Genomic DNA, 12,565 nt, shown 5'->3' on the forward strand with positions numbered 1-12,565 from the left:
GGAATCATGAATAAAATAATTAAAATAGTATTGATTGTCATCGGGTTGGTAGCAGCCGTACTTTGGTTCTCTCTACCATCCGCTGATGACCCAGATGCCATTAATAGCGGATCAATGAACTTTATGTTCGTTATCATGTACATATTATTGGCAATAGCTGTTGTGGCTTCATTGTTCTTTGGACTTAAAAAATTGCTTTCCACACCTGGAAGCCTCAAGAAAACACTGTTTGCACTTGGAGGTTTGGCCATTGTGGTAGCCATTTCTTATGGACTTTCTTCTTCTGAAGAAGCAAAGGCGGTAGCGGATTCATTTGCCAACAATCCAAACATTGTCGCAACGGAAGGAACGGTTAAGAACATTGGCATGGGATTGAATGTTTTCTTTATCCTAACTGCCGTAGCCGTAGCTCTAATGGTTTTTCCAGGGTTGAAAAAAATGTTTGTTAAGTAAAAACTCAAAGTTATGCCTAGAAGAAAAGGAGCACCAGAAGTGAATGCCGGTTCTATGGCAGACATCGCTTTCCTATTGCTTATCTTTTTCCTGGTTACCACGACCATTGAAACGGATGCAGGATTGGATCGTATGTTGCCACCAATGGAACCGCCAGAGGAGGATGTGGTAATCAAGCAAAAGAACATTTTTACGGTTAACATCAATAAAAATGGACAATTGCTGGTTGAGGATGAGTTGATGGACTTGAAAGGTTTGAGAAAGGCCGCCATGGACTTTCTTGAAAATGGAGCGGATGGTTCCTGCAATTACTGCAAGGGACGTAAAGATCCAGCTTCCTCGGATAACCCATCCAAAGCGATTATCTCTCTGAAGAATGATAGGGAAACCAAGTACAGTACCTATATTACCGTTCAGAATGAGTTGGTAGGAGCTTACAACGACCTTAGAAACAGAGAAGCCGAAAGAATCTTTGGAAGATCTTTTGTTGAAATGGAAGCCGAATATTTGGATCCTAAAAACAAAGATTTATTGTCAGCGTCCCAGTTGGAAAAACTGAAGGATGATGTAAAGAGGATTCAAGATATGTTTCCACAGAAACTATCGGAAGCTGAAACAACAAGTAACTAAAGTAATTAACGTATGGCAAAGTTTGCAAAAAAGAAAGATGGCGATTTGCCTGCGGTATCAACCGCATCGTTGCCAGACATCGTATTTATGCTACTGTTCTTTTTTATGACGGTAACTACGATGAAAGATAGTTCTTTGTTGGTGGAAAATACGCTTCCAAATGCAACTGAAATCAAGAAGTTGGAGAAAAAAGACCGAGTTATCTACATTTATGTAGGGAAGCCTACGCAAGAATATCAAAAGGTTTTTGGTACTGAGCCCAAAATCCAGTTGAACGATAAGTTTGCAAATGTGGATGAGGTAGGATCTTATATTTTGGCAGAGCGTGCCAAAAAACCACAAGAATTACAAAATGTATTGACTACCGCATTGAAGGTGGATAAGAACGCCAATATGGGTCTTATTGCCGATATTAAACAACAATTGAGAGAAGTAAATGCCCTTAAGGTCAACTATACGACTTATGAAGGTAATGCTTTCAACAATCTGCAGTAGACAATAACTTAGATTTAGTGGAAAACGCTCCAAGTTTTAGATTTGGAGCGTTTTTTTATGCACTTTCATTAAATCTTCCGAATCGTGTTGGTCTCCAGTGTTTTGGAATAGTTGTTGTGATGGTTTGGATAGCCCATTCGGGCTAATTAATCATTACGTCCAACTAAATATTTTCATTATGGCTAGAAACAACGAAATCCCGGAAGTGAATGCCGGATCCATGGCAGATATTGCCTTTCTGTTACTTATTTTTTTCTTGGTCACGGCAACTATCCAAACCGATATGGGACTGGATAGAAAGTTACCTTCAAAAGAACCCACACCACCTATTACGTTTAATGAGCGAAACGTGTTCAGGATTGTTCTGAACAAAAATGATGAACTCATGGTGGAAAGCAAAGTTATGCAGCTCAAAGACCTTCGAAATGCGGCAATTGCATTTTTGGACAATGGTGGAGAGATCCAGGGAGAGAAAAACCATTGCAGTTACTGTATGGGAGCACGAAATCCAAATTCATCAGACCATCCCAAGGAAGCTATTATTTCTTTGAACAGTGATCGAGAGGCTACCTATGGCACCTATGTCACGGTGCAAAATGAATTGACTGCGGCATATAACGAATTGAGAAATAGGGAGTCCCAGCGTTTGTTCAATATGGATTTTGTGGAAATGGAGAAGCGTTATTATGATGTTGAGACCCCACCTGAAATCAAAAAGGAGCTGAAGGAGCATATTTTGGCAATTAGGGACTTGTTTCCCATGCAGTTGTCCGAAGCGCAAACCAATCAAACTAAATAAAAAAGATCATGGGAAATTTTAAAAAAAGCAAAAAGGGAATGCCGGCAATTTCAACCGCGTCCTTACCGGATATTGTATTTATGCTCCTCTTCTTTTTTATGACGGTGACTACCATCAAGGACTATCCTATGCTGGTTGACAATGAACTGCCAAAGGCAGATCAAGTCAAGAAATTGGAAAAGAAGGATCGGGTCATTGAGATATATGTTGGGAAGCCCACCGAGGATTTGGCCAAGGTTTTGGGTACAGAACCTAAAATCCAATTGGACAAAAGATTGGCCAATGTAAATGAGGTTGCCCCTTATGTGCTTTCGGAGCTTGCCAAAAAACCGGATGCCATAAGAAATTTGGTAACGGTTTCCTTAAAAGTAGACAAAAAAGTGGGTATGGGCATCGTTTCTGATATCAAGGAAGAACTGCGAAAAGTAAACTTGCTAAAAGTGAATTATACCACTTACGAGGGCAACAGTTTTTCTGGACAATAAGCCAGATAATTTTAGCTAAAAAACAATCCAAATGTGTATTTTGGATTGTTTTTACTGCTTTTGCCTATGAGGAATTGGACTTCTTTAATAACATTGCTTTTGAGCTGGTTTGCCATCCAAGGAATTTCTGCCCAAACTCCACAGCCGGTGGATGACCGGTACTTGGAGGATCAGTTCTATGTTGGTTTGGGATTTAATTTTTTACTCGATAGGCCAACGGATGTGGTTCAAAGAAGTCTTTCGTACAATCTGCAGACGGGATTTATCAAGGATATTCCACTATCACGCAGAAGAAATGTTGGATTGGGACTTGGATTGGGATATGCCGTCAATTCTTATTATACCAATATTAAAGCCACCCAAATCGGGGATGCTGTCACGTATGAAGTGGTGAGTACGGACGACATAGTTCGAAGCAAGTTGGAAACCCATACCGTTGAAGTTCCCTTGGAATTAAGATGGCGTACGTCAACTGCCGAGGAATATAAGTTTTGGAGAATTTATGCAGGAGGCAGATTGGGCTATGTCTTTTCTGGAAGATCAAGGTTGGTCATGGATGAAACAGGAGCTGAGGGATTTTCGAATGGCGATATCGAAAAACTGCAATACGGATTGACCTTGAGTTTTGGCTATAATACTTGGAATATTCATGCCTATTATGCCCTTAATCCCTTGCTGGAAGATGGAACCCAAATTGAAGGCGGAGAATCCATAGATATGCGTGTGCTGCGTATCGGCTTGATTTTTTACATTTTATAGCCAGTACTTTAAGATAAGCAGTTGGGATCCCATCCCAACCATAAACCCAATCAACAATTCGGCTTTACTGTGTGCTTTGAGGTACAATCTTGAAGTTGCCACGAGTCCGGTCAATAGGGTAAACAAACTTATTCCAAGGGTGATGTTTTGTTCAAAGTGGATGCTAAGTCCAATCATGAACATCAACAAGCTTCCCATGCCCAATAGGTGCATACTGGTCTTGAATTTGAGAAACAGCAATATCAGGGCAGCCCCCGTTGCGGTCAACAAACCGGTGAAAAAGAAGAAAAGCTCATTCACATAGTTGTTGGGGATTACCTTGTACAGAATCATTAGAAGTAGCACACAGCTGATATATAAGGGATACTTGCGTTCCTGAAGGGTGGGCAGAAAAATAGATTTAATGACCCCTAGATTTTTCAGGATAAGAAAGAAAATAATCGGGATAATTACCGTTAGAATAAAAATGGGAAGAATATTACCGCTCTGCACTTCCAGAGTACTATATGGGGTTAACCTGAAGAAGAGCAATGTTCCTCCTATCGGGACAAATAAAGGGTGAAAAATGTACGAGATAATATTGAGGAAATGATGCATTAGATTTGCTTTCTTAACCTCGCCACAGGTATTCCTAGCTGCTCTCGGTATTTGGCGACGGTTCTCCTTGCTATGGGATACCCTCTTTCCTTTAGTATTTTGGCTAATTTATCGTCAGTTAACGGCTTTTTCTTTTCTTCTTCACCAATTACGGTTTCCAATATTTTTTTGATTTCCTTGGTGGAAACATCTTCTCCCTGCTCATTTTTCATGGCTTCAGAGAAATATTCCTTAATCAGTTTGGTGCCATAGGGAGTGTCCACATATTTACTGTTTGCAACTCTTGAAACGGTGGAAACATCCATGCCAATTTGATCCGCAATATCCTTGAGAATCATTGGGCGCAACTTACGCTCGTCCCCACTTAGGAAATAATCCTTTTGGTAATTCATAATGGAGCTCATGGTCACATACAAGGTTTGCTGCCGTTGTTTGATAGCATCAATAAACCACTTGGCCGCATCCAGTTTTTGCTTGATAAAAAGAACCGTGTCTTTTTGGGCCTTGGATTTTTCCTTGGAATTTTTGTAGCCCTCCAGCATATTGCTGTAATCCCGGCTTACGTGCAGTTCCGGCGCATTTCTACCGTTCAGGGTCAGCTCCAATTCTCCTTCAACAATTTTGATGGAAAAATCTGGAACAATATGCTCAATAATTCGAGTGCTACCGGCATAGGAGCCACCGGGTTTTGGATTCAATTTCTCAATTTCCGAAATGGCTTCTTTGAGCTCCTCCTCGCCAATATGGTGCTTTTGCAGTAGTTTGGAATAGTGCTTCTTTGTAAACTGGTCAAAGGACTTCTCCAAAATGGTTATGGCCAATTCCACTGCTGGTGTTCTTTCCTTTCTTTTGAGCTGGATGATCAAACACTCTCCCAATGACCGCGCTCCCACACCAGGGGGATCCAATTCCTGGACGGTTTTAAGGACTGCTTCAATGTCTGTTTCCTCCACATAAATGTTTTGGGTAAAGGCCAAATCGTCCATAATATCTGAAAGAGGTCTGCGGATGTAACCACTTTCATCTACGCTTCCCACCAAAAACTCGGCAATGGCCCATTCCTGGTCATCTAGATAAATGGTATTGAGCTGGTTGATTAAATATTGGTTAAATGAAGTACCAGAAGCGTAAGGAATGCTCTTTTCGTCATCATCCGCACTATAGTTGCTTGTCTGGGTTCGATAGTCCGGAATCTCATCATCACTAAGGTAGTCGTCTATATTGATTTCGTCAGCAGATATGGTTTCGCTGTCGGTAGAATCGTCAAAGGCATCCTCATACGCATCATCAATGCCTTCCTTTTCCTCTTTTCCGCTCTCCAAGGCAGGGTTTTCCTCCAATTCTTGCTTTAATCGTTGTTCAAAGGCCTGAGTGGGCAATTGAATCAACTTCATAAGCTGAATCTGCTGCGGTGACAGTTTCTGGGAAAGCTTGAATTGAAGATGTTGTTTTAGCATAAAAAACTACCGTATTGCTTTCTGATAAAATTACGCAATCCTATTAAAATTCCGCATTTTGAGGAAACCTTGGGTAGGGGATAACATCCCGGATATTCCCCATGCCTGTGGCAAATTGAACCATACGTTCAAACCCAAGCCCAAATCCACTGTGGACAGCGGTTCCAAATCGTCTAAGATCAAGGTACCACCACAGTTCCTTCTCATCAATATCCAGCGCTTTGATTTTTTGTTGGAGTACTTCCAGGCGTTCTTCCCTTTGCGAGCCTCCCACAATTTCTCCAATCCCGGGAAACAAAACATCCATGGCCCGGACTGTTTTGCCATCTTCGTTCAATCGCATATAGAAAGCTTTGATGTTGGCCGGGTAATCAAATAGGATCACAGGGCACTTAAAGTGTTTTTCCACCAAGAACCGCTCATGTTCGCTTTGAAGATCGGCACCCCATTCGTTAATGGGAAACTGGAATTTCTTTTTCTTGTTGGGCTTACTGTTCCTCAGAATGTCTATAGCCTCCGTATAGCTTACACGTTTAAAGTTGTTATCCACAATAAACTTGAGCTTTTCGATAAGCGCCATCTCCGACCTCTCGTTTTGGGGTTTGGATTTTTCTTCATCCAAAAGACGCTTTTCCAAAAACTCCAGGTCATCTTTGCAGTTCTCCAATACATATTTAAGGATGGATTGAATAAAATCCTCTGCCAAGTCCATGTTGCCGTCCAGGTCATAGAAAGCCATTTCCGGTTCTATCATCCAGAACTCTGCCAAGTGTCTGGACGTATTGGAATTTTCCGCCCTAAACGTGGGGCCAAAGGTATAGACCTTTCCCAATCCCATGGCGTAGGTTTCGGCTTCCAACTGCCCGGAAACGGTCAAGTTGGTCTCCTTTCCAAAGAAGTCTTGGGAATAATCAACCGCACCGTCTTCTGTTAAAGGCGTGTTTTGTGGTTCCAAGGTACTTACCCTGAACATTTCCCCAGCTCCCTCGGCATCAGAGCCTGTAATTATTGGGGGATGCATATAATAAAAGCCATTCTGCTGGAAATATTGGTGGACGGCAAAAGCCAAGGCTGATCGTACCCGCATTACTGCAGAAAACGTATTGGTGCGTACCCTTAAATGCGCTTTCTCCCTTAGAAATTCCAAAGAGTGCTTTTTAGGTTGAATTGGATAGGTCTCCGGATCGGCGGTACCATGGACAAAGACGTCTGTTGCCTGGATTTCCACACTCTGGCCTCTTCCCTGGCTTTCAACAAGGGTGCCAGTTACCTTTAAGGCGGCACCTGTGGATATCTGCTTGAGCAATTCCTCATCGAAATTTTCAAAATCGACGACACATTGAAGGTTATGAATGGTAGATCCATCATTCAGCGCTACAAAACGGTTGCTTCTAAAGGTTTTTACCCATCCGTTCACCTCTACACTTTCTCCAATTGGTTGCTTTGCAAGCAGTTCTTTTACAGAATAAGACTTCATTATAATCTATGGTAAATTAAGCGGTAAAGATAGCTTTTTGGTCAAAAAGGATAACACGTAAACTGCAATTAAAACAGACCTTGTGGCTATTTGTCCTTGATATTGACTTCTTCCTGGGGAAGGATATCTATCTGTGGTTTTTTGAGTACTTGTTTGTTGGCAATGCTTCGCTCCAATGATAGGAGTAAGGAAGGAAGTAGAATCAAGTTGGCGAGCATTGCAAAGAGCAAAGTGGCGGATACCAATCCTCCCAAGGCCTTGGTGCCCCCAAAACTTGAAATGATGAATACGGAAAATCCAAAGAACAGGACAATGGAGGTATAGAACATACTTACCCCTGTTTCCCGAAGCGCCGCATATACGGATCTTTTGATATGCCATTTATGGGTGGCCAGTTCTTGGCGGTATTTGGCCAAGAAGTGAATGGTGTCATCCACGGAAATTCCGAAAGCAATGCTGAAAACCAGAATGGTGGAAGGCTTGATGGGCACTCCCAGATAACCCATAACCCCAGCGGTAATGACCAGCGGGAGTAAGTTGGGTACCAATGAAATGACGATCATCCGAAACGAACGGAACAAATAGGCCATGAACAATGAAATTAGTCCAATGGCGAGCGCCAGTGACAATAGTAAATTCTTGACCAGGTATCTGGTACCCTTGAGGAACAACAGGGCCTTTCCGGTCATATATACATTAAATCGCTCCGAAGGAAAGAACTTGGTGATGGATTCCTGCACATCCTTCTCGATTTCCTCCATGCGGTCAATTTTCACATCACGCATGTAAGTGGTCAACCTTGCTGTCTGTCCAGTGCTATCCACAAAACTTTCAAGTAGGTCACCGTCGCTTGAGGACTTTCTGACCACATCCATGATAAAGGTGTTTTCCTGGGACGTAGGGAGCTGATAATATTTAGGGATACCGTTGTAAAAGGCTTGCTTGGAATATTTTACCAGATTGACCACGGATACTGGCTTGGACAGTTCCGGTATCTCCTCAATAACGGTTCCCAACTGATCCATGCGTCTTAAGGTGGCTGGTTTGGTAACCCCATTTTTTCGCTTGGTGTCCACAACAATTTCCATGGGCATGATGCCATCAAACTCTTCCTCAAAAAAACGAATGTCCTTAAAGTAGTGGGTGTTTTTGGGCAAGTCTTCAATTCTACTGCCTGTAATTTCAATTTGGTAAATACCGATAATGCTCAATACCAACACAATGACTGAGGTAATGTAGACAGCAATACGATGATTTCTAACGATATGTTCCATCCAATTGACGAACATGTCAATCCACTTTTTGTTCAAGTGTTTTAAGTGCTTGGTCTTGGGAAGCGGCATAAAACTGTACAAAATGGGGATAATCAATAGCGAAAGGACGAAAATCCCAACAATGTTGATGGAAGCTACAATACCAAATTCCTTTAGCAGATCGCTGTCAAGGATGATAAAAGTGGCAAATCCCGAAGCTGTGGTGATGTTGGTCATCAAAGTGGCATTCCCAATTTTGGAAATGACCCTTTGTAGCGAAAGGGCCTGATTCCCGTGTTTTTTGACCTCTTGCTGATATTTGTTGATCAAGAAGATGCAATTAGGTATTCCAATTACAATGATCAAGGGTGGAATAAGGGCTGTAAGTATCGTTATTTCATATTGGAAAAGGCCCAAGATTCCAAAGGCCCACATCACCCCAATAATTACCACAAACATGGAGATGAAGGTTGCCCTGAAACTTCTAAAGAAGAAAAAGAAAATAATGGACGTTACAAGTAGTGCGGCTCCAATAAACACCCCAATCTCATCTACAATGGATTTGGTATTCCAGGTACGGATGTACGGCATCCCGGAAACACGGACGTCCAAATTGGTTTCCTCTTCAAAAATCTTGACCAAATCACCCAGATCATTGAGGATAAATTCATTCCGAACGGCAGTGTTCATAATGTCCTTATCCAAGTAGATGATAGTTTGGATGGTTTCACTTTCAGCGTTATAGATTAGATTATCGTAGAAAGGAAGTTCTTTAAAAAGATGGGTTCTTATGGCATTTATCTCCTCTTCGGTTTGGGGTGCTTCCTGAATCAGGGGCTCCATAACAAACACCTGCTGTTCACTGTCTTTCTTTAGAACTTTGAGATTGTCCGTGGAAATAACGTAGTCAATCTCGGGAAAAGCATCCAATTGTTTGCTCAACTTGTTCCACCGATTGAAGTTACTGGGAGTAAACAAAGCGGAATCCCTAATAGCGAGTACTATGGCATTGCCTTCTTCCCCAAAAATGCTCTTGAAGGCATTGTACTGTACAGTGGCTGGGTGGTCATCTGGTAGAATGTTGGCTTCTGTATTGGAGAACTGCATGTTCTTCCACTGCATGGCCAAGAAGACCGTAAAGGCGGCAACTCCAAGAAGGATCAAAATTCTATTGCGCAGAATTAGACGTGCGACCGTGGGCCAAAATCCTCTTGTAAGCTTTGCTACCATACGATTTTTATTGGGCGCAAAGGTAGAAAATGATTGTTTGTGTTCCTAAAGATAGCCAAGGGTTGTTTGTGGAGGCTATACCTTCATGATTTCTGCCTCTTTGACGGTAAGAATGGCATCCACTTTTTTGCTGAAGGTGTCTGTTAGTTCCTGAACATCAACTTCGGCATTGCTCAATAAATCTTCTGAGATTTCAAGCTTCTTGAGCTCCTTGTTGGCATCTTGTCTGGCGTTCCTAATGCTCACTTTGGCATCTTCAGCCTCAGATTTAGCTTGTTTTACCAACTGGATCCGGCGCTCCTCCGTCAACGGTGGGACATTAATGATGACCATCTCGCCATTGTTCATGGGATTAAAACCCAGATTGGCATTCATAATGGCGGTTTCTATTTCTTGAAGAAGCGACTTTTCCCAAGGTTGTACGGATATGGTACGTGCGTCCGGAGTATTGATGTTCGAGACCTGGGAAAGTGGAGTGGGCGAGCCGTAATATTCAACCATTACAGTTGAAAGCATTACAGGGCTGGCTTTACCCGCACGAATTTTAACCAAGGCCTTTTCCAAATGGGAAATGCTCCCTTCCATACTTTCCTTGGTGGTGTCTAGAATAAAAGTTACTTCTTCGTTCATAATCCTAAATTTTTACTTCTGGCATCAAAGCTCGTACCAATTTTAGATATTGACCACGGTTCCAATGTTCTCCCCAGAAACTATTCGCATAAGGTTGCCCCGGGTATTCATATCAAAGACCACAATGGGCAGCTCGTTTTCTTGGCTTAACGTAAAGGCGGTGGTGTCCATCACTTTCAATCCTTTGGAGAGGACCTCGTTAAAGGAAATGGAATCAAATTTGGTCGCGGTTTTGTCTTTCTCTGGATCCGACGTGTAGATACCATCTACCCGGGTACCTTTGAGAATCACATCGGCCTTGATTTCAATGGCTCGAAGTACCGCTGCAGAATCTGTGGTGAAATACGGATTTCCAGTTCCACCTCCAAAAATTACCACTCTTCCTTTTTCCAAGTGACGCATGGCCCTCCTTCTGATAAACGGTTCGGCTACCTCATTGATTTTGATGGCAGACTGCAATCGTGTTTCCACGCCTTGCAATTCCAGTGCGCTTTGCAGGGCCAGACCATTGATTACCGTTGCCAGCATGCCCATATGGTCACCTTGAACACGGTCCATGCCTTGGCTTGCTCCGGACAGGCCCCTAAAAATGTTGCCACCTCCAATAACAATGGCAACCTCAATGCCCTTTTCCACTACGGCCTTTATATCTTCCGCATATTCTGCAAGCCGTTTGGCATCTATTCCATATTGTTGTTCGCCCATTAGGGCTTCTCCACTAAGTTTTAGTAAAACTCTTTTGTATTGCATTGAGGATATCTTGAAGTCCGGACAAAAATAATCAAAAATATTTATGGGAATTGGTGGAACTAACGATGGTTTTCCATCAAATTGAACAAAAAAAATCATAGATTCTGTAACCATCTAAAAAATGGGCAGTATATCATTCAACAAGCCAAAAAAACACCATCAAATTGCAAAACCTAACCGACGACATGCTCATGCTCAAAGTAAAATCCGGGGATTTGGATAAGTTGGGCTTATTGTATGAGCGACATAAAAAAAGGCTCTTTGGATTCTTTTACAACTTGGGCAACAATCCGTCGGTTAGTGAGGATTTGGTTCAGAATGTATTCGTACGCATGCTCAAATACAGAAGTTCGTATGCTGGAAACGGGTCGTTTGCAGCTTGGATGTTCAGAATGGCGAGGAATGTCAATTATGATTACCACAAAAAAACTGCGAAAAACAAAATAGCAGTGGGTACCGATCCCGAGGATGTCCGTGTTGAAACTGATACGTTTTCGGAAAAGGTGGATATGGAGGATAAGGCCTATCAAATTAAAAGGGCCATGGCGCAACTGCCTGATGAAAAAAGGGAACTGTTGGTACTCAGTAAATACAGGGAAATGAAATTCAAGGAAATTGGAGAAACCATTGGATGTTCCGAAGGTGCAGCCAAGGTAAGGGTGCATAGGGCCTTGAAGGAGTTAAGAAATATTTTTTTACAACTAGAAACGGTTTAAAGACATGGATAAGGAACAATTGAAAATACAAATGATGGATTACCTGTCAGGCAGTATGCATGAAAACGAGATGAAGGAGTTTGAAAAACTGTTGCAAGATTCCCCAGGGTTACAATTGGAAATGCAAGCGCTGATGGATACTTGGGATATGGTTGGAAATCTAAAAACACCCGAACCATCCGAAGCCATGGATACTGCTTTTTTTGACATGCTTTCCAAAGAAATGGACAAGCAGAACCAGAAAGCGACAAGCAAAAGTTTTCCCCTTTGGTTTTGGCCACTCCCTAAGGCACAATGGGTATTTGGACTTTTGCTTTTGGGTTTGGGAATAGCAGTAGGGTATTTTTTGAATTCCAAGAACGAGGAGTTGCCTGTGGACAATGTTGTGGTCAATGAGGAAACGGAAAGTGTTAGGCAGAAATTAGTCTTGACCTTATTGGAACAACCTTCCGCCAATCAGCGATTGCAAGGCGTAAGCGAAGCCAACAAATTTGAAGATGCCGATGAGATTGTAATTAAGGCATTGCTTCAAACCCTTAACCAGGATTCCAACGTAAATGTTCGCTTGGCAGCCATAGAATCCCTGACCAATTATGTTGACCATCCGATCGTGCGTCAGGGGTTAGTGCAGTCCATCCCCAATCAGGAATCGCCAATTCTTCAGATTACCCTGGCCAACTTAATGGTGGCCCTACAGGAGAAAGCATCCATTGAACCTTTTAGGCAATTGCTCCAAGAAAGAAAGTTGGATACAACGGTGCAGAAGAAAATCAAAAATTCAATAGAATCAATAATCTAGCTTATTTATCAATCGCCCTTGTGGCATAATCAAAT

The 12,565-nt window shown here is 42.2% G+C and carries 14 protein-coding genes; 8 read left to right on the forward strand and 6 right to left on the reverse strand.

Features of this window, described 5'->3' with window-relative positions:
* Positions 1–6 precede the first annotated feature (6 nt).
* The 6 genes from ACO6S0_RS00770 (at position 7) to ACO6S0_RS00795 (ending at position 3,621) form a co-directional block, all read left to right on the forward strand.
* Positions 7–453, forward strand: coding sequence for a hypothetical protein (locus ACO6S0_RS00770; protein WP_138835613.1), 447 nt, complete (start codon positions 7–9; stop codon positions 451–453).
* Between the two features lie 12 nt (positions 454–465).
* On the forward strand, positions 466–1,083 hold the full coding sequence (locus ACO6S0_RS00775; protein WP_420402101.1) for an ExbD/TolR family protein: 618 nt from the start codon (positions 466–468) through the stop codon (positions 1,081–1,083).
* A gap of 12 nt (positions 1,084–1,095) precedes the next feature.
* Positions 1,096–1,578 (forward strand): ExbD/TolR family protein, encoded by a 483-nt coding sequence (locus tag ACO6S0_RS00780; RefSeq protein WP_249970193.1) that lies wholly within the window; start codon positions 1,096–1,098, stop codon positions 1,576–1,578.
* Between the two features lie 178 nt (positions 1,579–1,756).
* Positions 1,757–2,377, forward strand: a complete 621-nt coding sequence (locus tag ACO6S0_RS00785) for an ExbD/TolR family protein (RefSeq protein WP_422350150.1) — start codon at positions 1,757–1,759, stop codon at positions 2,375–2,377.
* 8 nt (positions 2,378–2,385) lie between these two features.
* A complete protein-coding gene (locus tag ACO6S0_RS00790) occupies positions 2,386–2,862 on the forward strand; it encodes an ExbD/TolR family protein (protein ID WP_422350151.1) in 477 nt (158 codons plus the stop codon).
* Between the two features lie 99 nt (positions 2,863–2,961).
* Positions 2,962–3,621: a porin family protein gene (locus ACO6S0_RS00795; protein WP_422350152.1), complete on the forward strand. Its 660-nt coding sequence runs from the start codon at positions 2,962–2,964 to the stop codon at positions 3,619–3,621.
* Here the strand turns inward: ACO6S0_RS00795 and ACO6S0_RS00800 are convergent.
* From ACO6S0_RS00800 to pyrH, 6 genes are all read right to left on the reverse strand, one after another.
* Positions 3,616–4,218 carry a hypothetical protein gene (locus ACO6S0_RS00800; protein WP_422350153.1) on the reverse strand — a complete coding sequence of 201 codons (603 nt, stop codon included), beginning with the start codon at positions 4,216–4,218 and terminating at the stop codon, positions 3,616–3,618. The genes ACO6S0_RS00795 and ACO6S0_RS00800 overlap by 6 nt on opposite strands.
* A complete protein-coding gene (gene rpoN / locus ACO6S0_RS00805; protein WP_422350154.1) occupies positions 4,218–5,675 on the reverse strand; it encodes an RNA polymerase factor sigma-54 in 1,458 nt (485 codons plus the stop codon). The genes ACO6S0_RS00800 and rpoN overlap by 1 nt, the downstream gene beginning before the upstream one ends.
* Before the next feature lie 43 nt (positions 5,676–5,718).
* Positions 5,719–7,152, reverse strand: a complete 1,434-nt coding sequence (gene asnS / locus ACO6S0_RS00810; RefSeq protein WP_422350155.1) for an asparagine--tRNA ligase — start codon at positions 7,150–7,152, stop codon at positions 5,719–5,721.
* An 86-nt stretch (positions 7,153–7,238) separates the two neighbouring features.
* On the reverse strand, positions 7,239–9,635 hold the full coding sequence (locus tag ACO6S0_RS00815; protein WP_422350156.1) for an efflux RND transporter permease subunit: 2,397 nt from the start codon (positions 9,633–9,635) through the stop codon (positions 7,239–7,241).
* Positions 9,636–9,710: 75 nt separating this feature from the next.
* Positions 9,711–10,265, reverse strand: a complete 555-nt coding sequence (frr, locus tag ACO6S0_RS00820; RefSeq protein ID WP_422350157.1) for a ribosome recycling factor — start codon at positions 10,263–10,265, stop codon at positions 9,711–9,713.
* 42 nt (positions 10,266–10,307) lie between these two features.
* A complete protein-coding gene (gene pyrH, locus ACO6S0_RS00825; RefSeq protein WP_422350158.1) occupies positions 10,308–11,015 on the reverse strand; it encodes a UMP kinase in 708 nt (235 codons plus the stop codon).
* Positions 11,016–11,179: 164 nt separating this feature from the next.
* Between pyrH and ACO6S0_RS00830 the strand changes: the two genes are divergently transcribed.
* Together ACO6S0_RS00830 and ACO6S0_RS00835 are read left to right on the forward strand one after the other, a co-directional pair.
* Positions 11,180–11,731: an RNA polymerase sigma factor gene (locus ACO6S0_RS00830; protein ID WP_422350159.1), complete on the forward strand. Its 552-nt coding sequence runs from the start codon at positions 11,180–11,182 to the stop codon at positions 11,729–11,731.
* Between the two features lie 4 nt (positions 11,732–11,735).
* Positions 11,736–12,530: a hypothetical protein gene (locus tag ACO6S0_RS00835; protein ID WP_422350160.1), complete on the forward strand. Its 795-nt coding sequence runs from the start codon at positions 11,736–11,738 to the stop codon at positions 12,528–12,530.
* Positions 12,531–12,565: the final 35 nt, after the last annotated feature.

Source organism: Flagellimonas sp., assembly GCF_965233845.1.
Taxonomy (GTDB): Bacteria; Bacteroidota; Bacteroidia; order Flavobacteriales; family Flavobacteriaceae; genus Flagellimonas.

What these genes read in the sequence shown, in the direction of transcription:
- ACO6S0_RS00770 (WP_138835613.1), top strand. Translation starts at nt 7, where the DNA reads ATGAATAAAATAATTAAAATAGTATTGATTGTCATCGGGTTGGTAGCA.
- ACO6S0_RS00775 (WP_420402101.1), top strand. Translation starts at nt 466, where the DNA reads ATGCCTAGAAGAAAAGGAGCACCAGAAGTGAATGCCGGTTCTATGGCA.
- ACO6S0_RS00780 (WP_249970193.1), top strand. Translation starts at nt 1,096, where the DNA reads ATGGCAAAGTTTGCAAAAAAGAAAGATGGCGATTTGCCTGCGGTATCA.
- ACO6S0_RS00785 (WP_422350150.1), top strand. Translation starts at nt 1,757, where the DNA reads ATGGCTAGAAACAACGAAATCCCGGAAGTGAATGCCGGATCCATGGCA.
- ACO6S0_RS00790 (WP_422350151.1), top strand. Translation starts at nt 2,386, where the DNA reads ATGGGAAATTTTAAAAAAAGCAAAAAGGGAATGCCGGCAATTTCAACC.
- ACO6S0_RS00800 (WP_422350153.1), bottom strand. Translation starts at nt 4,218, where the DNA reads ATGCATCATTTCCTCAATATTATCTCGTACATTTTTCACCCTTTATTT.
- rpoN (WP_422350154.1), bottom strand. Translation starts at nt 5,675, where the DNA reads ATGCTAAAACAACATCTTCAATTCAAGCTTTCCCAGAAACTGTCACCG.
- asnS (WP_422350155.1), bottom strand. Translation starts at nt 7,152, where the DNA reads ATGAAGTCTTATTCTGTAAAAGAACTGCTTGCAAAGCAACCAATTGGA.
- ACO6S0_RS00815 (WP_422350156.1), bottom strand. Translation starts at nt 9,635, where the DNA reads ATGGTAGCAAAGCTTACAAGAGGATTTTGGCCCACGGTCGCACGTCTA.
- frr (WP_422350157.1), bottom strand. Translation starts at nt 10,265, where the DNA reads ATGAACGAAGAAGTAACTTTTATTCTAGACACCACCAAGGAAAGTATG.
- pyrH (WP_422350158.1), bottom strand. Translation starts at nt 11,015, where the DNA reads ATGCAATACAAAAGAGTTTTACTAAAACTTAGTGGAGAAGCCCTAATG.
- ACO6S0_RS00835 (WP_422350160.1), top strand. Translation starts at nt 11,736, where the DNA reads ATGGATAAGGAACAATTGAAAATACAAATGATGGATTACCTGTCAGGC.